Origin of the sequence: Paenibacillus sp. FSL P2-0173 (genome assembly GCF_038008045.1) — a bacterium.
In the GTDB taxonomy this organism is placed as follows: domain Bacteria; phylum Bacillota; class Bacilli; order Paenibacillales; family Paenibacillaceae; genus Paenibacillus; species Paenibacillus polymyxa_B.
Map to the genome: position 1 here is coordinate 51133 of NZ_JBBOYK010000007.1, position 21471 is coordinate 72603.

The 21471-nt window shown below is 45.5% G+C and carries 20 protein-coding genes; 18 read left to right on the forward strand and 2 right to left on the reverse strand.

The window, feature by feature from the left end; translation table 11 throughout:
• Positions 1–97: 97 nt before the first annotated feature.
• Positions 98–811, reverse strand: coding sequence for a beta-glucanase (gene bglS, locus MKX30_RS25310; RefSeq protein WP_341063820.1), 714 nt, complete (start codon positions 809–811; stop codon positions 98–100).
• Positions 812–1310: 499 nt separating this feature from the next.
• On the opposite strand from bglS, the gene MKX30_RS25315 reads away from it, so the two are divergent.
• From MKX30_RS25315 to MKX30_RS25335, 5 genes are all read left to right on the forward strand, one after another.
• Positions 1311–2288, forward strand: a complete 978-nt coding sequence (locus tag MKX30_RS25315; RefSeq protein WP_023990435.1) for a LacI family DNA-binding transcriptional regulator — start codon at positions 1311–1313, stop codon at positions 2286–2288.
• A gap of 164 nt (positions 2289–2452) precedes the next feature.
• Positions 2453–3778, forward strand: a complete 1326-nt coding sequence (locus MKX30_RS25320) for an ABC transporter substrate-binding protein (protein WP_023990434.1) — start codon at positions 2453–2455, stop codon at positions 3776–3778.
• A 59-nt stretch (positions 3779–3837) separates the two neighbouring features.
• Positions 3838–4722 (forward strand): carbohydrate ABC transporter permease, encoded by an 885-nt coding sequence (locus MKX30_RS25325; RefSeq protein WP_028541756.1) that lies wholly within the window; start codon positions 3838–3840, stop codon positions 4720–4722.
• A complete protein-coding gene (locus MKX30_RS25330; RefSeq protein ID WP_069080153.1) occupies positions 4722–5549 on the forward strand; it encodes a carbohydrate ABC transporter permease in 828 nt (275 codons plus the stop codon). Before MKX30_RS25325 ends, MKX30_RS25330 begins: the two co-directional genes overlap by 1 nt.
• A gap of 83 nt (positions 5550–5632) precedes the next feature.
• Positions 5633–7048 carry a glycoside hydrolase family 32 protein gene (locus MKX30_RS25335; protein WP_316244255.1) on the forward strand — a complete coding sequence of 472 codons (1416 nt, stop codon included), beginning with the start codon at positions 5633–5635 and terminating at the stop codon, positions 7046–7048.
• A 74-nt stretch (positions 7049–7122) separates the two neighbouring features.
• Here MKX30_RS25335 and MKX30_RS25340 read toward each other — a convergent pair whose 3' ends face one another.
• On the reverse strand, positions 7123–8310 hold the full coding sequence (locus MKX30_RS25340) for a macrolide family glycosyltransferase (protein WP_341063821.1): 1188 nt from the start codon (positions 8308–8310) through the stop codon (positions 7123–7125).
• Positions 8311–8509: 199 nt separating this feature from the next.
• On the opposite strand from MKX30_RS25340, the gene MKX30_RS25345 reads away from it, so the two are divergent.
• The 13 genes from MKX30_RS25345 to MKX30_RS25405 all read left to right on the forward strand — a co-directional run bounded on the left by MKX30_RS25345 (position 8510) and on the right by MKX30_RS25405 (position 21271).
• Positions 8510–8704: an H-type small acid-soluble spore protein gene (locus MKX30_RS25345; RefSeq protein ID WP_023990429.1), complete on the forward strand. Its 195-nt coding sequence runs from the start codon at positions 8510–8512 to the stop codon at positions 8702–8704.
• A 19-nt stretch (positions 8705–8723) separates the two neighbouring features.
• The gene (locus MKX30_RS25350) at positions 8724–8894 is read left to right on the forward strand and encodes a hypothetical protein (protein WP_023990428.1); all 171 of its coding nucleotides are present in this window, start codon (positions 8724–8726) and stop codon (positions 8892–8894) included.
• A gap of 246 nt (positions 8895–9140) precedes the next feature.
• On the forward strand, positions 9141–9866 hold the full coding sequence (locus tag MKX30_RS25355; protein WP_023990426.1) for a FadR/GntR family transcriptional regulator: 726 nt from the start codon (positions 9141–9143) through the stop codon (positions 9864–9866).
• A gap of 48 nt (positions 9867–9914) precedes the next feature.
• Positions 9915–11099, forward strand: coding sequence for a M20 metallopeptidase family protein (locus MKX30_RS25360; protein ID WP_340959802.1), 1185 nt, complete (start codon positions 9915–9917; stop codon positions 11097–11099).
• A gap of 69 nt (positions 11100–11168) precedes the next feature.
• Positions 11169–12716 carry an ABC transporter substrate-binding protein gene (locus MKX30_RS25365; RefSeq protein WP_023990424.1) on the forward strand — a complete coding sequence of 516 codons (1548 nt, stop codon included), beginning with the start codon at positions 11169–11171 and terminating at the stop codon, positions 12714–12716.
• An 85-nt stretch (positions 12717–12801) separates the two neighbouring features.
• The gene (locus MKX30_RS25370) at positions 12802–13719 is read left to right on the forward strand and encodes an ABC transporter permease (protein ID WP_341063823.1); all 918 of its coding nucleotides are present in this window, start codon (positions 12802–12804) and stop codon (positions 13717–13719) included.
• 17 nt (positions 13720–13736) lie between these two features.
• The gene (locus tag MKX30_RS25375) at positions 13737–14669 is read left to right on the forward strand and encodes an ABC transporter permease (protein WP_023990422.1); all 933 of its coding nucleotides are present in this window, start codon (positions 13737–13739) and stop codon (positions 14667–14669) included.
• A 23-nt stretch (positions 14670–14692) separates the two neighbouring features.
• The gene (locus MKX30_RS25380; protein ID WP_023990421.1) at positions 14693–15670 is read left to right on the forward strand and encodes an ABC transporter ATP-binding protein; all 978 of its coding nucleotides are present in this window, start codon (positions 14693–14695) and stop codon (positions 15668–15670) included.
• Positions 15667–16671, forward strand: a complete 1005-nt coding sequence (locus tag MKX30_RS25385) for an ABC transporter ATP-binding protein (RefSeq protein ID WP_341063824.1) — start codon at positions 15667–15669, stop codon at positions 16669–16671. The genes MKX30_RS25380 and MKX30_RS25385 overlap by 4 nt, the downstream gene beginning before the upstream one ends.
• Before the next feature lie 45 nt (positions 16672–16716).
• Positions 16717–18741, forward strand: coding sequence for a S9 family peptidase (locus MKX30_RS25390; RefSeq protein ID WP_341063826.1), 2025 nt, complete (start codon positions 16717–16719; stop codon positions 18739–18741).
• Complete coding sequence (locus tag MKX30_RS25395; RefSeq protein ID WP_341063827.1) at positions 18734–19201, forward strand: hypothetical protein; 468 nt, start codon at positions 18734–18736, stop codon at positions 19199–19201. The genes MKX30_RS25390 and MKX30_RS25395 overlap by 8 nt, the downstream gene beginning before the upstream one ends.
• Positions 19202–19385: 184 nt before the next feature.
• Positions 19386–20624 carry a sensor histidine kinase gene (locus MKX30_RS25400; protein ID WP_023990418.1) on the forward strand — a complete coding sequence of 413 codons (1239 nt, stop codon included), beginning with the start codon at positions 19386–19388 and terminating at the stop codon, positions 20622–20624.
• A complete protein-coding gene (locus MKX30_RS25405) occupies positions 20621–21271 on the forward strand; it encodes a response regulator (protein ID WP_069080157.1) in 651 nt (216 codons plus the stop codon). The genes MKX30_RS25400 and MKX30_RS25405 overlap by 4 nt, the downstream gene beginning before the upstream one ends.
• Positions 21272–21471 lie beyond the last annotated feature (200 nt).

A 21471-nucleotide genomic window follows, 5' to 3' on the forward strand; every position in this document is an offset into this window, starting at 1 on the left:
GTGATCGCCAGCTTTGAATAGATTTCCAGCGATTTTATTCATGGCCGAATGCATCATCAAAAAAACAGCCACTACAGGGCTGCTTTTGTACTACGGGCTAATTGCTCGTGTATTTTACCCAATCATATTCAGCGTATAGCGGATTTGCTCCATTATACGAACCTAGCCAGTCGTCAACGCCAGTGCCATTCCATAAATTCATCATAATCTTGCCTGGCGTGCTTGGTATGTTTGTAGTTGCCGTATGCTTTAGAACCCCGTCAACATACCACTTAATGTATCCTGGCTGCCAATCGAATGCATAGGTGTGAAAGCCTTTTGATGCATCGAAGCCCAGGTCTACAATCTTCTCGTGACCACCGCCCCCGTTTGTATAATAGTTGAATTGCACTTTTGTCGTGTCTTTGCCTAAAAATTCAATATCTATTTCATCCCATTGCGTGCCATCAGTAGGTCCCGTATACGTAAAAAAGGAAGATACGATCCCTGTATTTTTAGCCGGCTTCATGCTGACCTCGTATAAGCCGTATCTGTAAGTGTTCGTCGATCGATACTCTCCGCAGTCAAATTTATTGTACGCAGAACTTGTTAAGCCAAGCTTCATTTTGCCATCGTTCGTAAAATTGACATTATTGGCACGCCAAGTGCAATTAAACATGTTCCCATTGGAATATCCATCCGCTTTTTGCCATGCACCAGAATTGAAACCATTAAGTGGTTCCCAAAAAACATTCCCCGCATAAACGCTTACTGAAAAAAACAGAGAGACAATTCCAGTTGCCAGTAAAGTAAACCAAGATTTCTTCTTCATTTTACACCTCCATAAAAGATTGACCAAACATGAAAGAAGCGGCTGACAATGATACATTATTTCAAGTATTGACCGGCTTACCGAAAAAATATAAAACGCTTCCATATTTGGTATCTTCATTGTAGCTTGAAATTGAGGCGTAGACTATAGCAAACTTAACGCTTGAAACATAATTTAAAAAAACCTAAATTTTATCAAGTTGTGGTTTAAAAATGCACCGCTGGGCCGCTACGCTACTCACCCCGATAACCAGAGCCCTTACGTCCGGCGGGGAAGTTGAATCCAAGAAGGATGGTTAAAGAAAAGATAGCAAGACCTTTTTAAGGGGGCCTTGCTATCATTATGGTTTAGAGCAATTGTGACCTTTAATTTTGGATTCGCAAAGTTCAGTCACCTAACATTTACGGCCATTTTGAGGCCTTCCGTTATGTAAGGTTGTTGAAATGATGAGGAGAGAGTATAGTTTGTATGTATTTATTTTGTGCGGGAAGAGGTTAATATGGCGACAATTCATGATGTAGCATTAAAAGCGGGCGTGTCAGTCACTACAGTATCCCGTGTAATGAATAACCGAGGATATATCAGCGAAACTACACGCAAAAAAGTGTTTGACGCAATGGAGGAGCTTAATTATCAACCGAATGAAATAGCACGATCTCTGCTACGTAAGCAGTCCAATATTATTGGCCTTATTATTCCCAATGTCTCGCATCCTTTCTTCGGTGAGCTTGCCAATCAGGTCGAGTATTATGCCTATCAGCATGACTGCAAGGTCCTGCTGTGCAATTCACATATGGATCCCGTGAAGGAAAAAGTATATATCGATATGTTGAAGCGGAACCGGGTGGATGGCATCATTATGGGTAGCCATACATTAGAAGTAGAAGAGTACCGACATTTGAATTCACCGATCGTGACGTTTGATAGGCAGATCGACCCGTATATTCCTTACATATCCTCGGATAATTATCGCGGAGGCGAGCTGGCTACGGAGCTGCTCATTCGCAAAGGCTGTCAGAAAATTGCGCATATCTGCGGAAATCTGGAGCTGAACATGCTATCCAATGAGCGGACCAAAGCATTCCGGGATGTCGTGGGCAGGAATGGTGTCGAGCATGTGATCGTTCAAACAGACTTGAATGTGTTCGACCAGAAGGAGTACGAGCGAATCATTTCAAAACTCGTTCATGAACATCCCGATGTGGATGGAGTGTTCGCAACAAGTGATATTATTGCCGCTTTTGCGCTGAAAGAATATATTCGCGCTGGAAGGCATGTGCCAGAGAATGTGCGCATTGTAGGCTTCGATGATGTAAGCGTTGCTTCCTGGCTGACGCCGGAACTTACATCGGTAAGACAGCCGATTGCAGACATCGGCAGACTGGCGGTCGAGCTGATCCGCAGGCAGGCGGAAGGGGAGCAGGTACAACCTGTCAATCTGCTGCCTGTTGAACTAATTGAGCGTGCAACGACCTGAATGAAAATCTGTTCCTCTAACAAGGGGAACAGATTTTTTTTAGTACATGTTAAAAATTCAACATGTCAAACGATTGACACAAGTTAAACCTTTGACATATAATCCGTTTGTAAGCGTTTTATTTAAGTGTTCAGAGCCATTATATAAATAAGGGGATGACAACAATGAGGAAATTCAAAAGAGTTCAATGGATGGTAATGCTGCTTCTTTTGGTTATGGTGGTGTCTGCATGCAGTGGCTCCGGAGGAGAAGGTAATTCGGCTTCTGGAGGGGGATCAGGGGATTCAAAAAATGTGAAAATTACGCTTTTGAACTCTAAAGGCGAAATCCTTCCACAGCTGGAGGAAGCCGCGAAGGCGTTCCAGAAAGACAATCCGGGCATTACTGTTGAAATCCAGCCGGTTCCGACTGGTGGTTCTCCTTTTGAGCGTGCCTCCGCATTGTATGCATCAGGAAACCCGCCGACCATGATCATGCTAGATACAGGTGATGTTGAGAAATTCAAGGACCGTATCCTCGATCTAAGTGGGGAAAAGTGGAATGCGGACACTGTTGAAAACGCTACCACTGCTACGACATTTGATGGTAAAAATTACGCGTTTCCACTGGCTGTTGAAGGCTACGGATTCATTTACAACAAAGCCGTTGTAGATAAAGCGGTAGGCGGAAGCTTTGATCCCACCACAATTAAAACCCGAAATGACCTTGAAAAACTGTTTCAGCAAATCGAGACATCCGGAAAGAAAGCACTGGTGATTTCATCAATGGACTGGTCCCTGGGCGCTCATTATTTGCCTCTTGCTTATGCAGGCCAGAACAAAGACATGGCTGAAGTGGACAAATTCATGGCGTCACTAAAAGCGGGCCAGGCGGACTTGGCTAATAATCCTGTATTTAACGGACTTATGGATACATTCGACGTCATGATGAAATACAATATCGATCAGGCTTCTCCGCTAGCAGGAACTTATGAACGCGGACCGGAACTGCTCGGCAAAGGTGAAGTTGGCATTTGGTTCATGGGCAACTGGGCATGGCCGCAAATCAACAGTTTTGATACCGCTAACAAAGAATATGGTTTTCTGCCTGTACCAATCAGCAACAATGCCGATGACTACGGCAATCAGGAGATTTCGTCTGCTGTATCCAAGCGCATTGTTATTGACAAGGAGAAGGCTACTCCAGAACAGCAAGAGGCGGCGAAGAAGTTCCTGAACTGGATCGTCTATGAAGCGAAAGGCCAGGATTTCCTCGTGAACCAAGCAAACATTATCCCGGCGTTCAAAAATATTACACTGCCTGCGGCCGATCCGCTTGGCAAGTCCATCCAGGATTATATCGCAAAAGGCAAGTCAGAGCAGTCGATGAGCATGCTGCCTGCCGACCACTGGTCCAAGACAGGATCTTCCATGCAAAAGTATCTGGCGAAACAGGGTGATCGCGCAACACTGGTTAAAGAAATCGAAAACTACTGGAAGACCGCAAAATAAGGTTGTTTTCAAATTACCCGGAATAGAGAGAGAAATCAGGGACAAAGAGAGGGATCATCATGATTGCGGAAAAAGGAGTATGGAATCGGCTGCGGACGCGGCTGCTGTTTACCGGACCAACCTTGTTTGCCTTCATAACAGTAATGATCATTCCATTTTTGTACGGCATCTATCTGACGTTCACAAACTGGGATGGTATTTCCACCACACTATCGCTGGTTGGCATCCAAAACTATCTGGCTGTTTTTAGAGATATTGAGTTTTGGAAATCGTTCGGCTTGACGCTTAAGTATGTGTTTTATACCGTTGTTCTTATCAATGTGATCGCTTTTATGCTGGCTTATGTGCTGACAAAAGGGTTAAAAGGACAGAGTATTTTCCGGGCGGGATTTTTCCTGCCCAACCTTGTCGGCGGCATTGTACTCGGTTTTATATGGCAGTTTATATTCAACAACGTGCTTGTCTATTTGGGACAACATGCCAGCATACAGTCGCTCAGCACGACTTGGCTGGCTGATCCCGACAAAGCGTTCTGGGCACTCGTGATTGTAACCGTGTGGCAGAACGCGGGTTACATGATGGTCATTTACATCGCGGGATTGACGGGTGTGCCGAATGATATTATGGAGGCCGCAAGCATTGATGGGGCGAACAGCTGGACCAGACTGCGGAAAATGGTGCTGCCCTTGATGGTTCCTTCTTTCATCGTATGTATATTTTTGTCCCTGCAGCGCGGTTTTATGGTCTATGACGTGAACCTTGCGCTCACGAAAGGTGGGCCGTTCAGCAGTACTCAAATGGTGTCGATGCATGTGTATGAAAAGGCATTCCTTTCCCGTGATTATGGTGTGGGGCAGGCAGAAGCATTCGTGTTGTTCCTGATGGTTGCTCTCATCACTCTGCTTCAGGTTTATTTTAGCAAGAAGTTGGAGGTGGAGGCGTAATGACAAGAAAAAGAGTTGCTTCCTCCGTGATCAAATTCATTGTGTTGACAGTCATACTCATATTGTTCATCGTACCGTTCGTCTTTCTGCTGATCAATTCGTTCAAGGAAAACATGGCCATCACCTCAAATCCGTTATCGCTTCCAGAGAGCTTCAGTATGGTCAATTATATGAATGCATTCGATAAAATGAATTACATCGCTGCCTTCACCAACTCATTGGTCATAACGGTGTTAAGTGTTCTGTTTATCTCACTGTTCGCGGCGATGACGGCTCATTATTTTGTCAGAAACAACACCAAGTTCAACCAATATACATTTATGTTGATGGTTGCATCCATGATCATTCCATTCCAGGCTATCATGATTCCATTGGTGAAAATCTACGGGTCTCTTGATCTGCTGAACAGTAAGTGGTCGCTGATTTACATGTATATCGGTTTTGGCAGCTCGCTGGCCGTCTTCATTTATCATGGTTTTGTAAAGAGTATTCCAAAGGAACTGGAGGAAGCGGCGCTAATTGACGGATGCACGCGGTTTCAGACATTCTTCCGGATCGTGTTTCCGGTACTAATGCCCACGACGGCCACCATTTCCATTCTCAATGTGCTGTGGATCTGGAATGATTTTCTGCTGCCTTCCCTCATTCTGGTCGATCCGGAGCAAAGGACACTTCCATTGTCCACGTACAACTTTTATGGAACCTATACAGTGGATTATGGTCCATTGATGGCAAGTTTGGTACTGACGATATTTCCGATCATTATCATCTATCTGTTCGCCCAGAAGTATATTATTCAGGGTGTTATGCAAGGTTCGATTAAATAACTGCAGGGGAAGGATGCTTTATCAAACAGACTAAAGCGTATACGAGAGAGCGTGCAGATCAATTTATTTCCCAATCGAAGCATATGCTTCGGCCGGATTATCGCCTGAGCTACCACTTAATGGCTGAATTCGGCTGGATGAACGATCCGAACGGCTTCATTCAATATAACGGGCAGTATCACTTGTTCTATCAACATTACCCGTATAAATCAGTATGGGGACCGATGCACTGGGGACATGCAGTCAGCCGCGATCTTATGAAGTGGGATTATCTGCCGATCGCTTTGGCACCGGACGGTGAGTTCGACCAGGATGGCTGCTTCTCCGGCAGTGCGATTGAGCAGGACGGGAAGCTTGTCCTGATGTATACCGGACATGTTGTAACCGGGCCTGACAAAGATCAGGATTACAAGCAGTCGCAGGGAATCGCAGTATCAGAAGACGGAGTAACGTTCGAAAAGTGGGAGGGCAACCCGGTCATCGGTTATGACGCCATACCAGACACGATCAGCCGTAAAGACTTCCGTGACCCTAAGGTGTTCAGACACGAAGGTCAATATTACGCCGTTCTCGGTTCTAATGATGCGAAAGGGAACGGACTTGTACTGCTTTACCGTTCTGAAGACCTGAAAAGCTGGACGTATGTCAATGTACTAGCCGTGAGTGACGGACGCTTCGGCGATAATTGGGAATGCCCGGATCTGTTCCCGCTCGGTGGTCGGCACGTATTTATGCTGTCCCCGCAGCGCATGCCTGCACAGGGGGAGGCTTACCGCAATCTGCATTCCACCATGTACGGTATAGGTGATTTCAATTCCGCTGCCGGAACATTTACGGCAGAGCGGTATGCTCAGGTGGATCACGGATTCGATTTCTATGCCCCACAGTCAACCTTGGATGATAAAGGGCGGCGTATCGTCATCGGATGGATGGATATGTGGGAGTCGGAGATGCCGACCCAGCAGGGGCACCATTGGGCTGGTGCGATGAGTCTTCCGCGGGAAGTGGTTATCGACGGCGCCAGGCTGCTATTCCGTCCGCTTGAAGAGGTAAAGAATTACCGATGCAATCTGTTCGAGCAGCGGGATATCTTACTGACAGGTGAGCAGATTATGGACGCGCGTGGAGATAGCTACGAACTGAAGGTCGTATTTGAGTTTGAGGCCAGTAACACCGACGAATTCGGTTTAAAACTGCGGGTGGGTAGCGAAGAGGAGACTGTACTGTCGTATCGTCCCGATGACGGTCTGTTCCGTTTCAACCGTGAACGTGCTGGTATAGGCCCAGGAGGAGAGAGAAGAGTGCCTTTGGACTTACACGAGGGCCGTCTGGAGCTTCGGGTTTTTGTCGATAAAAGCTCCGTGGAAATATTCATCGGCGACGGTGAATACGTCCTCACAGGAAGAGTGTATCCGGGAGTGGAATCTACGGGCATTCGAGCGTTCGCGAGCGGAAAGTGTACGATTGCTTCGTTTCAGAAGTGGGATATATCCACATAGAAATGCATGACACACAGGAACCCGACCATCAATGGTCGGGTTCCTGTTTTTTTGTAGGATTGTAATTGTGTGATTTACACAAGCTTATTTTGAAGATAGGCATCAATTTTTGCGAGGGCTTCTTCTGTACCGCCAGATTGCTGGAAGCTATCGTTTATTTTTTGTACCCCCTCTCTATACGCCGCGTTCGACATTACCTCATGTACGGCATCTCTTAACGATTGTACATTGATTTGGTCTTTGGTTATTCGATAGCCAGCCTGAAGTTCTGTTAACCGCTGCGCGACCATGGGCTGATCCTTGTCCTGAGGCAGTACAACCAAGGGTACATTAAAGTGAATCCCTTCATTCACACTGTTCATTCCACCATGAGTAATAAATACATCCGAATGACGTAATACCTCCAATTGAGGAACATAGGGCGAGATGATAAAGTGCTCTGGGGCCGGATTGATTTTTGAAAAATCAGCTTTCTCGCCAGCTGCAATCACGACGATACCTTCAAAATCGGAAAAAGCTTCAATACAGGTGTTGAAAAAGTCCTCAACATGATCCAAAACCGTTCCCATCGAAATATACAGAACTTTTTTATCTTGTAGTGCGTCCAAAGGAAATGAATTTTCCCCTTTGCGTTCTGGGAAGCTGGGACCAATAAAGAGATTCTCTTCACCAAAGCTGTCAGCGTCTGGTTGGAAATATCGGCTGGTGTATACAACGTTTAGAGCCCCTGTATTGTTCATAAATTGAACCATATCTTTGGGAGCAACACCGAATCTTTCTTTCATGAGATGTAGTGAGGTCGTGGCCTGTTCATCAAGTTGAAACGGCTCATTTCCATTAGAGCGAAAGAGATTGGTAGCCATCCGATTCTGCGAAATCAGAAAAGATGGGGAGGAAGCAATACCAGGGATTTTCAAATAGTCTCTAACTAACTCGCCAGCTCCGAATCTATCATAGAATACAAAGTCAAAATCAGTGCTTTCAGACAGTTGCTTAGTGATTGCTAATATGTCCATCGAAGTCTGAATATGAATATTCATAAATGCACTCAACCCAGCCGGAGTACTGGAATCAATAGAAGCAGTCCTGATCAGATCGGTATGCAGGTGAACCGTTGCTCCAACGGCTTCGAGTCTGTCCTTGTATTTCTCAGTTGTAATGTAATGTACTTGGTCCCCTCGTGCTGCAAAGGCTTGCGTCATCCCGATCGTAGGGTTTACATGTCCTTCTGCCGGAAAGTTAACCATTAATATGTTTAACATTCATCATTACTCCTTTTCTCTACAATTAAGATCGCAGTTTTCACTGAATCTCTCAATCCATAATAACAATAATATTTATTTTTTCAAATGATATCCTTTCACGATCGTGAAACACATGTTGGCATGAAATGTGTATAACAAATATTTAACTCGTGCATAGTAAAGGCGAACTCTACTTAGCAAGGGAGGTTTTTTCTAAGTGAATGTTCAAAGAGCGCAAGAAATAGCGTCCTCTTCCATAATGGCGAATGTGTTGTGTGATGGTTTACCCATTTATATTCAGCATGTGAACGAGCAGAGTGAGACGGCACGCATTTATGCGCTGAACCATCCAGAAGAGGAACGGGAAGTACCTTTGTACACGTTAACGGAAAGAGATCAGGTACTGGAATAAGAAAGGAGCGCTATGAAAAATGAAACCAAATCAACAGAAAGTAGTCGAGGCAGACCGTTTGAATTTTCGTGACCAGACGGATGATGTGGTTAGAGAAGTGCCGGCCACGACGGATGCCAGCGAAGCAGTTGCAGCAATAACCTCACATATCAATAAATACGATGTACCGGATGAGTTGGAGGAGAAATAGAGAATGACCGAGCGCGCACAGGATAACCTGTTGCGTGCTTTTTATATGATGCATAAGGATAACCAAAGATTTAGCAGCTCTGTAAGGGGCTGCTTCTTTTTATTGTTTCGAAAGCATCATAAATATTTTTAAAAAAGTATTGCATATAGGTTTACTAGGTATTATGATAACAACAGATTTATATTTTTTTGTTTTTTACAATGGTATAAGGTTTAGACCTTAAAGATTTATGATCGGAGTGTTCATATGTTAATCCAAACTCCTCTGCGCTTTGAAAAAGTATCAGCTAAAAAAGTGAGTGATTTTATTAGAGAGCAGTTGGAAGAGGCTATTATTTTAAAGGAATTGCTTAGCGAGGAGCAACTACCGACAGAACGGGAACTCGCAGAAATATTTAATGCCAGTAGAATTACAGTTCGTGAGGCGTTATCTCAATTGGAATCCAAGGGACTCATTGAAAAGAGAGTAGGTGCCAAGGGAGGGACCTTTGTTCTTCCAGTGACAGCAAACTCTCATAAACGTACCCGGGAAGAAATTGCAAAAGATTGGGAGCACATGCTGAAGGTCTTTGAATATCGGATGATTGTGGAGCCAGAGGGTGCTTTTTTAGCGGCTGCGCGGATCACCACGGATGAACTGGACCTGCTTCAGCATTACCTGGAACAGAGTATTGAAGCGGACTGTACCCGAGAATGGTTTCGGGCCTTGGATGTTAAATTCCATCTGGCCATTGCCAAAGCATCTGGCAATCCATTTTGTGAAGATGCGGTTAGGCAGATTCGTACCAAGATTAACCCGGCACTTGATCTCATGCCCTATGATGATCAGATTCGGACGGTGAATTACGACGTCCATACAGAAATTTTGAGTGCACTTCGGGCACGAGATGCTGAGAAGTCGCGGGAAATGATGAAGCATCATATCGGACATTCCGCAGATGCCATTTATGCAAGAGTAGTTGCAAAAGGCTAACGATATCATACAGAAAAAGAATACGATTCGAGTGGGGAGGGTGAAAACATGAACATACACGAGCTTTTGGCTTTATCTAGACCACTTCAAGAGCAATTGATCACATGGCGAAGGGATTTTCATCGCCATCCTGAAACGGGTTATGAAGAGATTCGTACATCGGGCATTGTAGCTGAGCACTTACGTAGCCTCGGGTTGGAGGTGACAACCCAGGTAGGGAAAACCGGGGTTGTGGGTCTGTTACGGGGAAAAAGCCCAGGGCCTACCATCGGTCTAAGGGCAGATATGGATGCATTACCGATTCAGGATCAAAAAACGGTCCCCTATCGTTCGGAGATCCCAGGTAAGGCCCATTTATGTGGGCATGATGCCCATACAGCCATACTGATGGGAACTGCACAGTTACTTGCTCATTTGGAGCGACCTGAAAGAGGAAATATCAAATTTGTCTTTCAGCCGGCTGAAGAAGGTTTGGCAGGGGCCAAGGCTATGATCGATGACGGTGTATTGGAGAATCCAAAAGTGGATGCGATGGCAGGACTACATATGTTCCCGGGTCTGAAGACAGGAACACTGGGGGTCAGCAAAGGGGTCGCTTTTGCATCGGCAGATAGCTTAACCATTAAGATTCTAGGCAAAGGCGGTCATGCTGCCCGTCCACACGAGGGAATAGACGCCATTGCCGTGTCCGCGCAGGTTATTTCTGCCCTGCAAAACATTCCAAGTCGTATGGTTGATCCCCTTGAAACCATGGTCATTACGATTGGCAAAATTAGTGGCGGGTATATGGGAGCGGCCATTGCACCGGAAGTAGAGATGATCGGTACCGTGCGTACCCTATCTGCGGAACTGCGTAACCGGATGCCTGAGCTGATCGAACAGGTGGTCCGTGGGGTATGTGAGTCGTTCGGAGCTGGATATGAGCTGAGTTATCAGCAGGGCTACCCGGTTGTGCAGAACGACCCGGATATGGTCGATCTGATGACGGAAACGAGTGAGCAGTTGTTTGGCTCCAAGGAGTGGGACTACATCAAACCGTCAACAGGCGGGGAGGATTTCGCTTTTTATTGTGAGCAGGTACCCGGCGTGTTTTTCCGGCTGGGATGTGGGAGAGGTGATGAAGATACCAGCTATCCATTACATCATCCCAGATTTGATTTAGATGAAATGGTACTGCCTTATGGGGTAGCCATGATGTCGGCCACCGCGCTGAATTTTTTGAAGACAACATAAAATTGGGATTAAGACGCTCAAATGCAGCTGTGTGGCAATATACAACCTTAATGGAGTGGAGTGGACAAGATGAATAGACATAAGTGGTTTAGAGGCGGGATTACGTTACTGATTGCTGCGATGATCCTGGCAGGCTGCGGTACCCAATCCACAGGCGATAGTAAAGACAGCGCAACATCGACCGACAGTAAAGTACTGACAATTGCTAATGCTACGGATATTGAAAGTTTTGATCCACATAACAATAACAATACGGCGAGTGAAGCTGTTCTGGTTAACGTATTTGACTACTTATTGAAAAATGATAGTCAGCAAAAGAAAGTACCTGGACTCGCTACTTCCTGGGAAAAGGTAGATGATACCACTTGGCGTTTTCATCTGCGCGAAGGGGTAACCTTCCATAACGGTGATCCATTCACAGCCGAAGATGTGAAGTACACGATAGAAAGAGTAGCAAAGGATAACACACTCAAACAAAATTCCTACTTTAAAAATATCAAAGAAGTGAAAGTGGTAGATGAACATACGGCAGACATCATCACCGATGGACCTGATCCGTTGCTGTTGAATCGTTTATCCAAAATGGGAGCTGGCATCTTACCTTCCAAGTATATTGAGAAAAATGGGATAGAGGCATTCCTTAAGAATCCGATAGGTACGGGCCCTTATAAATTTAGCCAATGGATCAAGGATGACCGGGTGGTACTCGTTAAAAACGATAAGTATTACGAAGGTCAGCCCAAATGGGATCAAGTTGTCTTCCGCTCCATTCCAGAAGCCTCTACGCGTGTATCTGAACTGCTCGCAGGCTCGATTGACATTGCATCTGGTATCCCTTCCACGGATATAGAACGTGTTCAAGGCGAAGAGGGTAAAAAAATCGTTAAGGCTCCGATCCAGCGTGTGCTGCAATTGATTTTACGTCAAAGTCAGGGCAGTGTTACGGCTGACTCCAAAGTGAGAGAAGCGATAGATCTCGCGATTGATAAAAAAGGAATCGTAGACAGCATCGCAGGCGGTGCTGGGATTGTAACCCGTACTTCCGTTACACCAGGCAACTTTGGTGCCGATCCTTCCTTATATGAGAAAACATTATATGATCCGGCTAAAGCTAAGGAACTGCTGAAGCAGGCCGGTTATGCTGGCGCAGGCCCGACATTGACCCTTTCAGTATCCTCAATATACAAAGAGTATGCCGAGGTCGTAGCCGCTATGTTAAATAAAGAAGGATTCAACATTAAATTGGACGTGCTGGAGCCAAGTGCTTTCAGTGAGCGTTACAGTTCCAAATCTTTCAAAGAAATGTTTATGATCGGCATTGGTAATTCTCTATTTGATGCTTCCAACAACTATAATCGCTATCTGGTAGAAGAGGCAAAAGGCGAAACGGATTATAACAATCCGAAGGTAGAGAAGCTGCTGCAGCATGCGCTGACGAATTTGGATACAGCCTCGCGTGAAAAAGAGTATCAGCAAGTGCAACAGATTTTGGCTGAAGATCGTCCAGCCGTATATCTGTTCCAAATGGAAGGGATTTATGGCACCGGTAACGGTGTGAATTTCCAACCGAGAAGCGATGAGATGTTCTATGCACAGGATATTACACCTGCTAAATAAAGAAGAGAAATGAACGGGCGGGGACCTCAATGAAGGTTCCTGCCCGTCCTTTTAAAAAAAGCCTGCTGGTTATGGAGGTGACAGATTGAAAACGTATATCGCTAAATCACTGCTTCAGGTTATCCCTGTACTGTTGATTGTCTCCCTTATTGTATTCATCCTGGTGAGGGTAACTGGGGACCCTGTGGCCCTTATGCTGCCGGAGACCGCTACAGCTGAGGATCGTGCAGTGTTAACGCAGGCGCTGGGGCTAGATCAGCCCTTATATACGCAATACATTAAATTTATTGGCAGTGCCTTACAAGGAGATTTTGGCACCTCGTTTCGCTATGGTGAATCGGCTTTGCCGTTAGTATTGGAACGGCTGCCTGCCAGTTTTGAATTGGCAGTAGCCGCCATGATTTTTGCGGTCATCATTGCTGTGCCGTTGGGCGTCATCTCAGCAGTCAAACGGGATACCTTTACCGATTTAATCATTTCCAGTTTATCCGTAGTCGGAAAGGCCATGCCTAACTTTTGGATGGGGATTATGCTCATCTTATTATTTTCCGTCATGTTAGGGATGCTTCCGGTGTCCGGCCGGGGCGGGATGGATCATTTAATACTCCCGGCCTTTACACTGGGTGTCGGCCTTTCTGCACAGATGACCCGACTCATTCGCTCCAGTATGCTGGACATTTTGAATCAGGACTATATTCGAACAGCCCGAAGTAAAGGGATTCTAGAAATCGTGGTTATCGGAAAACACGCTTTCCGTAATGGATTGATTCCGGTCGTTACGATTATGAGCTTGCAATTTACGAGCTTGATCGGCGGTACACTGATTACAGAGACGGTATTTGCATGGCCGGGTTTGGGACAGTTACTTGTCGTCGCTGTGAATACGCACGACATGGCTATCGTTCAGGCTGCTGTATTTGTGATTGCCTTTATTGTGGTGGTCAGCAATATTTTAACCGATGTCGTTTACCGACTGCTTGATCCAAGGATTAAATACAACTAGAGAGGGGAGGGGGAAGCGTGGCAGGCATTCATGATGTACAAGCCCTTGGTCCAGATCTAAACCTGGATGGCAAAAAGCAGACACAACCGTCCGGTATCGGACGCATATGGAAGCAACTATTACGAAGTAAAACCGGAACGGTCGGCGCAGTAATCTTACTGCTCGTTAGTTTAACGGCATTATGTGCCCCTATGCTGGCCAGTCACAATCCTGCGGAAATTGACCCGCTTAACCGTCTGAAGCCGCCTATGTGGCTGGATGGTGGATTGCCGAAACATTGGCTTGGTACAGATAACCTAGGACGAGATATGTGGAGTCGTATCGTATATGGAGCGAGAGTTTCGCTTATCGTCGGTATTGGTGCAGTTCTGGTCTCAGGCACCATTGGCGCAATACTCGGCCTCCTCGCCGGGTTTTATGGTAAATGGGTGGATGCCACCATAATGAGAGTTGCCGACGCCTTTTTGGCTATTCCGGCTATTCTGCTGATGCTGGTTGTCTTGGCCGTGGTAGGACCTGGCATGACTACGCTCATTTTCGTCATTGGCGTTACAAATTGGGTTTCTTATACGAGAGTTGTCCGGGGCGAGGTATTGAGTATCAAGGAACGAGACTTTGTTAAAGCAGCCAAGGCGATTGGCTCTAAAAATAGTAGGATTTTGTTGAAGCACATTTTACCGAATGTCCTGTCTTCGTTTATCGTCATTTCCGGTATGAATGTAGCAACGACGATTATTATGGAAGCTTCTCTTAGTTTCCTCGGGTTAGGGATTACACCGCCGGCAGTGTCCTGGGGTGGCATGCTGAGCGATGGGAGACAGTATATAGCCACGAGCTGGTGGGTGGCAACGTTTCCCGGTCTGGCGATTACCATCACAGTCCTGGGCGTCATTTTTCTAGGTGACTGGCTTCGCGACGTGTTAGATCCCCATATGAAAGCGAAAGAATAGCAGAAAGCGGGGGATCGGAAAAGATGACCACGAGATTGCTTGAAGTGAATCATTTGAAAACCTACTTTAAAACGGAGGATGGCATCGTTCCTTCGGTCAACGGTGTCAGCTTCACTGTGAATCCAGGCGAAACAGTAGCTATTGTTGGAGAGTCCGGTTCCGGTAAAAGTGTAACCTCCTTGTCTATTATGGGTTTAGTGGCAGCACCAGGTAAAGTCGTGGGCGGGGAGATTCTGCTTGAAGGACGAGACTTGCTCCAATTGTCCAAGGGAGAAATGCGCAAATATCGGGGAAACGAGGTATCCATGATTTTTCAGGAGCCAATGAGTTCGTTGAATCCTGTATTTACGATTGGCAACCAAATCAGTGAGGTCATCCGGCAGCATCAGAAGCTGAGCAAACCCGAAGCACGGCAGAAAAGTATAGAGATGCTGGAAAGGGTAGGTATACCTGGCGCGTCGAAAGTGGTAGGTTATTTCCCACATCAGTTGTCGGGAGGAATGCGTCAGCGGGTGATGATCGCAATGGCCTTGGCCTGCCAGCCAAAACTGCTCATCGCTGATGAGCCGACGACGGCTCTGGATGTAACGATACAGGCTCAAATTTTGAATTTAATCCACAAGCTGAGCAAGGAAGAGAATACAGGCATCATTCTTATTACCCACGATTTAGGTGTCGTCGCGGAAATGGCTGACCGGGTAGTCGTGATGTATGCCGGGGAAGTAGTCGAGGAAGCGGACGTATTTGAATTGTTCGAAAAGCCGGGCCATCCCTATACGATCGGACTGCTAGGATCACTCCCTAAGCTTACGGAACAGAGAGAATGGCTGGATTCCATTCCCGGTACCGTTCCTAATATGATGCAGATGCCAAGTGGTTGTCCATTTCATCCCCGCTGTCCTTATGCCCAGGAACAGTGCACAAGGATTCATCCTGAAATACAGGCTAAGAATCCAGGACACTATGTCAGATGTTTACGGATGGAGGAGGTGTCAGTATGAACGAGACAGCACAGAAAACACCGCTTCTCGAAGTGAATGGGCTCAAGAAATATTTTCCGATGAACAAGGGCTGGTTTTCCAGAAAGAGCGGTTATGTACGGGCGGTTGATGATTTGAGCTTTAAGGTGATGCCAGGAGAAACCTTAGGTATTGTAGGGGAATCAGGGTGTGGCAAATCAACAACAGGACAAATGATTACACAACTGCTAGAACCCACGGCAGGCGAAATTCGTTTTCAAGGGCAAAGCCTGTCTGATTTAACAGACGAAGAAGTCCGTAAAGTCAGACGAGATTTACAATTTGTATTTCAAGACCCGTATTCCTCTTTAAATCCAAGAATGAAGGTTTTTGATATCGTCGCGGAACCGCTGCATGTACACGGGATTGCTAGAGGCAAGGAGCTTAAAGCTGAAGTTTTTCGACTGTTGGAAACGGTAGGGTTAGGCGCGCATTTAGCGGATCGGCATCCCCATGAATTCAGTGGCGGGCAGCGTCAACGGATTGGCATAGCGAGAGCACTGGCTATGAAACCGAAGCTCATTGTTTGTGATGAACCTGTATCCGCGCTGGATGTGTCAATTCAGGCTCAGATTTTGAATTTGTTAAAGGAGCTTCAGCAGCAGTTCCAGCTTACCTACATTTTTATTGCCCACGGGTTGCCCTCCGTCAAGCATATTAGCGACCGCATCGCGGTGATGTACTTGGGCAAAATCGTGGAGCTTGCAGATCGTGACGAGTTGTTTGCAAGACCGCAACATCCGTATACAAAAGCATTGCTTGAGGCAGTGCCTGTTCCTGATCCGAGGCTGCGTAAAGAACGGATCACATTGACGGGGGAAATCCCCAATCCTGCCAATCCGCCTTCGGGCTGTACTTTTCACACGCGTTGCCCCTATGCACAAGAGATATGCCGACTACAGAGTCCATTGCTCGAAGAGCATACTCCAGGACATATTGCTGCCTGTCATTTTCCTCTGCATGAGCAGGTGGCTCACGAATAGATGAACTTTTGGAAGTAGGCGTTAACCAAAAAAAGGAGATTACTCATGAATAAACGATCAATTGTACCGGAGGATTTGTACGGATATCAGTGGATCAGTGATCCCACAATAAGCCCCGATGGAACGATTGCCTACGTCAATAAAAGCATAGATCGCCCAAAGAATGACTACCAAACACACATCCGTGTCGCATCCCTTCTTGGGAACGACGATCAGCCGTTGACCGGTGGCCACAAGGATTCGGCTCCAGCTTGGTCACCCGATGGATTACAGCTAGCTTTTTTACGTCTGGCGAATGGAAGCAAACAGCTATGGACGGTTCCGGCTGAAGGTGGAGAGGGACAGCAGCAGACGGAGGTGAAGCGGGGAGTGGGTGCATTCGTCTGGTCACCGGACGGAAAGTATATTGTATTCACAAGTATGGTGAGTATACACGCTGAGCGGGAAGCCATGGGGCTTGAGGAATATAGCAAGCAATCAGGTGAGCGGGGGCGTATTGTGGATCGCACCACTCCCAAAGCTGAAGGATCGGGCTGGTGGAATGGTCTATTTAGTCATTTATATGTATTGGAGCTTGAAAACGGCCGGATCACGCCAATAACGTCGGGACCTTGGAATGCATCTTACCCTGTATGGTCCACGGACAGCAAGCAGATTTCCTTCTTGTCCAAACGTGTAGACGACGACATGAAGGATGCAGACATGCTTTCGTTTTCGGATGTGTATACGATCGATTGCGACGGCGGTAATCTGGTGAAAGTTACGGATTCCAGCTTGGCGATTAGCCAATTTTCGTATGCCCCAGACGGAAAATCATTGACTCTGATCGCTAGTGATCGCATTTATGGAAGTGGTAGCCAGAATCGACTATACACCGTGCCTGTTACGGGGGGAGCCCCGGAACTATTGGTTCCTGAATTAGACATGCAAATCGGCAACTTCGCCTTAAGCGATATGAAATCATTTGGTCCGTCTCCATCTCCGTTATATGCTCCTGCACGATTGAAGCCAGAAATGTATGTGCTCGGGACGTTGCAGGGTGCTGTTCATATATACCGCATCACAATGGACGGGGATGTTCAAGCGGTGACTGGCGGAAGTGATAGAGATATCTATCAGTACACGCTATCTGCTGACGGTCGCTATTTGGTTTTTGCTGCACTTGATGTGGACCGGCCAGGCGAGCTGTATCAAATGAATCTGGAGACAGGGGAAGAGAAGCGACTTACGCACCATAACGACGATCATATGGCTTCCTTGCAAGTGAGTTCACCAGAGACATTTTGGTTTGAGGCTTCGGATGGCTTCAAGGTACAAGGATGGATTTTCAAACCGGCCGGAATGGTTCCGGGGGATCAGGTTCCTTTGATCTTACAAATTCACGGAGGACCCCATGCGATGTATACCAGCACGTATAGCCATGAGATGCAGACGCTTCTGGCACAGGGATATGCCGTGCTCCTGACCAATCCGCGCGGCAGCTTTGGTTATGGTCAGGATTTTGCCCAAGCCTGCCGGGGGGACTTTGGGGGAGGAGATTATCGTGATCTGCTGGACGCCTTGGACTTTGCGCTGAACCAGTTTGATTGTATAGATGAAACCAGGCTCGGGGTGGCTGGCGGCAGTTATGGCGGCCTGATGACCAACTGGATCATTTCTCACACGAACCGATTTCGAGCTGCCGTTACACAGCGCTGCATCTCCAACTGGCTCTCCTTCTATGGCTTGAGCGATATTGGTATTTCCTACACAGAGGGAATCGTGGGGGCTAACCCGTGGGAAGATCCTGAGCTACTCTGGTCCAAATCCCCACTGGCACATGTAAATAGCATTGAAACTCCGTTGCTGATTTTACACGGCGAGGAAGACCTGCGCTGCCCTGTTAGCCAAGGGGATGAGTTATATACGGCTCTGAAGCGGTTGGGTAAAATAACACGCCTCATTCGATATCCCGGGTCCAATCATTCATTGCTAAAGAGCGGTAAACCGTCCCTTCGTGTGGATAACTTTGAACAAGTGGTGGCTTGGTTCAATTCCTACTTGAGTAAAGGAGTATACTCCAATGAGTAAAGTGAAATTGTCCATCCCAGTGGCCTTTCTGATCGAGAACTTACGTACGAGTGGTGAACCGAAAGACGTCATCATTGAATGTATCAAAAAACAGGATTTCACTCCTTTGCTCGACAAGGTTAAAGAAAAAACAATGGATTTCAAAGAACGTTGTCAAACGGCAGCAGACATAGGAGACGAGTGGGAAGAAGCGATCCTTAGTGGTTATGAATTTAAGTTTTTACACATCAATGGATTGAAAAGGCTGCTTTATTTTCGTTTTGATCGAGCCCTAGATCGCGATTATGAGCAAGATGGGATCACGTTGAAAAATCTGTATCTTGATCCTCTCGAAATCGATACTTTGCAAGGGCTTATCGGCAGACAGTGGCAGGTGATTGCTGAAGACAATGAAGCTGCAGGTAACGTGCAGAGGAGAGTTAGCATTAAGCTTTTATACCAAAATGAAGATGATTCTTAAAAAGCAAATAGTATTTAGTGCCCAAACGTACAAATGATGTTGCCCATGTGTACGTTTTTTTCTGTTTGTTTTTTTGTAAAATAATATATAAATGATTTCTGTTCAAACTAAATGGACCAGGCCGTCATAGTGCCATTATCTCTATTAAGTTGAAAAGCCGAATTTAGAATTGTAGGAGGGAATTATGAACGATGAATTCAATGTACAGGTCCAGAATGTAGATACGGAAATAAGTGAAAGTGAAGGTGAATTTGAGAAGAAAGATATTTCAAAAGTATTAACTATAATATGGATTTTTATAATTTATAGTGAGTCTGTCATTCTTCAACATTTGTCTAGTGGACTAAATCTTCTGCAAAGTGTCTTATTTACTGTAATTGTCATATTACACATCCTCTTGTACTTGCATGCTCAAAGAGTTGCAAAATATTTTTCATGGGCTTATTTTGTTGTACAAGGAGGATTGATCTTTTCAAGTGCCTTACTTTTACCTGAAAGTTTCTCCATTGTACTGGTTGGGTTAATGCCAATTTTGGTGGGGCAGAGTATAGGTATTTATTATAAGCCGCTTAAGGTCATTCTTGTATTTTTGATCTCCTATGTACTTTTTTGTGTGGCTGTGGTCTGGCATAATGATGGCAAGCAGTTTGTATTGTTCATCCCGCTATTTTTTCTAATTGCAGTTGTTATAGTAGCTTATGCCATTCTTTTTCTCAAACAAGTCCAAGCACGAATCCACACGCAAAATGTTCTTAAGGAACTTGAAATCGCACATCAAAAGGTCGAAGAACTTACAATTGCTAACGAACGACAGCGTATGGCCCGTGATCTTCATGATACGCTGGCACAGGGGCTTGCTGGGCTAATCATGCAACTTGAAGCCATTGATGCCCATCTGACAAAAGGAAGTACGCAAAGAGCTCAGGAGATCGTTCAACAATCGATGTCACAAGTGCGAAGAACATTGTCTGATTCAAGGCGAGCTATAGACAATCTGCGTTCGAAAACCATCTCGGAAGTTGATTTTGCAGAAGCAGTGGAGGAAGAAATACAGCGATTTACAATGGCTACGAGCATTCGTGTAATACGCAACATCAAAATTAAAGCTTCGGTTCCCAGACTGGTGTTCGAACATGGATTGTTTATTATAAGCGAGTGTTTAACCAACGTAGCGAAGCATTCACATGCTAATACCGTATGGATTAATATTTTAGATAACGAAGGCAAGATTGAAATCGAGATTCGCGATGATGGAAAAGGATTTGATACGGATATTATTGCCAAGCAAACAGGGCATTACGGAATAATAGGTATACATGAACGTGTACGGATACTGGGTGGAAAAATCAATATTAGCAGTATATTTCAAGAAGGTACAGCTATAAAAATAGAGGCGCCTCTTACTAAAGGAGACCTATCATGAAATACAAGATTTTAATTGTCGACGATCATTGGGTAGTTAGAGAAGGATTAAAGCTAGTGCTGGAGACCAATGACAGTTATGAGGTTATTGGTGAAGCCGGAGAAGGTGTAACGGCTCTTAAATTGATTGAAGAACTTCAGCCGCATGTCATATTGTTGGATTTATATATGCCACAAATGAGTGGTTTGGAAACCATGAAAGCCCTCAGAGAAAAACAAAATGAAACACCAGTCATTATCCTGACGACCTATAACGAAGATGATTTAATGATTAAGGGACTCTCTTTGGGAGCAAAAGGATATTTATTAAAAGATACCAGTCGAGAAAATTTATTTCGCACTATTGAGTCTGCGCTAAGGGGGGAAACGCTGCTTCAGCCAGAAATAACAGCAAGGGTATTCGCTGCCACGAATAAGAGAGAAGCTGAGATAGAGTCACACGAAAGAAACTTAGTTCTGACTGATAAGGAAAAGTATATATTAAAGTCTGTTGCACATGGTTATAAAAGTAAGGAAATTGCGTTTGATATGGGAATTTCCGAGCGTACCGTAAAGGCACATTTAACGAATATTTATAACAAGCTTGGTGTTGATTCCAGATCCGAAGCTGTTGCTGTTTCGCTGGAACGTGGTATTTTACAGCTTTAGAAATAATAACTGAAAATATGTTATTTATTTGCCCAGTCGTACATAAGGTGCTTGCCCCTTTGTACGATTTTTTTGTTTGTTCATTGTTATAACATGAAAAAAGGATGAAAAAGTTTACTTGACCCACGGGTTGCTGATAGCACCTTTAGAAGAGGGAATCAGAGAGGATGACATTAGTTGAAGAGAAAAGGAATCAGAAT

Excerpts from the sequence above, each read along its gene's own strand:
- bglS (WP_341063820.1), bottom strand. The coding sequence starts at position 811 with ATGAAGAAGAAATCTTGGTTTACTTTACTGGCAACTGGAATTGTCTCT.
- MKX30_RS25315 (WP_023990435.1), top strand. The coding sequence starts at position 1,311 with ATGGCGACAATTCATGATGTAGCATTAAAAGCGGGCGTGTCAGTCACT.
- MKX30_RS25320 (WP_023990434.1), top strand. The coding sequence starts at position 2,453 with ATGAGGAAATTCAAAAGAGTTCAATGGATGGTAATGCTGCTTCTTTTG.
- MKX30_RS25325 (WP_028541756.1), top strand. The coding sequence starts at position 3,838 with ATGATTGCGGAAAAAGGAGTATGGAATCGGCTGCGGACGCGGCTGCTG.
- MKX30_RS25330 (WP_069080153.1), top strand. The coding sequence starts at position 4,722 with ATGACAAGAAAAAGAGTTGCTTCCTCCGTGATCAAATTCATTGTGTTG.
- MKX30_RS25335 (WP_316244255.1), top strand. The coding sequence starts at position 5,633 with ATGCTTCGGCCGGATTATCGCCTGAGCTACCACTTAATGGCTGAATTC.
- MKX30_RS25340 (WP_341063821.1), bottom strand. The coding sequence starts at position 8,310 with ATGTTAAACATATTAATGGTTAACTTTCCGGCAGAAGGACATGTAAAC.
- MKX30_RS25350 (WP_023990428.1), top strand. The coding sequence starts at position 8,724 with ATGAAACCAAATCAACAGAAAGTAGTCGAGGCAGACCGTTTGAATTTT.
- MKX30_RS25355 (WP_023990426.1), top strand. The coding sequence starts at position 9,141 with ATGTTAATCCAAACTCCTCTGCGCTTTGAAAAAGTATCAGCTAAAAAA.
- MKX30_RS25360 (WP_340959802.1), top strand. The coding sequence starts at position 9,915 with ATGAACATACACGAGCTTTTGGCTTTATCTAGACCACTTCAAGAGCAA.
- MKX30_RS25365 (WP_023990424.1), top strand. The coding sequence starts at position 11,169 with ATGAATAGACATAAGTGGTTTAGAGGCGGGATTACGTTACTGATTGCT.
- MKX30_RS25380 (WP_023990421.1), top strand. The coding sequence starts at position 14,693 with ATGACCACGAGATTGCTTGAAGTGAATCATTTGAAAACCTACTTTAAA.
- MKX30_RS25385 (WP_341063824.1), top strand. The coding sequence starts at position 15,667 with ATGAACGAGACAGCACAGAAAACACCGCTTCTCGAAGTGAATGGGCTC.
- MKX30_RS25390 (WP_341063826.1), top strand. The coding sequence starts at position 16,717 with ATGAATAAACGATCAATTGTACCGGAGGATTTGTACGGATATCAGTGG.
- MKX30_RS25395 (WP_341063827.1), top strand. The coding sequence starts at position 18,734 with ATGAGTAAAGTGAAATTGTCCATCCCAGTGGCCTTTCTGATCGAGAAC.
- MKX30_RS25400 (WP_023990418.1), top strand. The coding sequence starts at position 19,386 with ATGAACGATGAATTCAATGTACAGGTCCAGAATGTAGATACGGAAATA.
- MKX30_RS25405 (WP_069080157.1), top strand. The coding sequence starts at position 20,621 with ATGAAATACAAGATTTTAATTGTCGACGATCATTGGGTAGTTAGAGAA.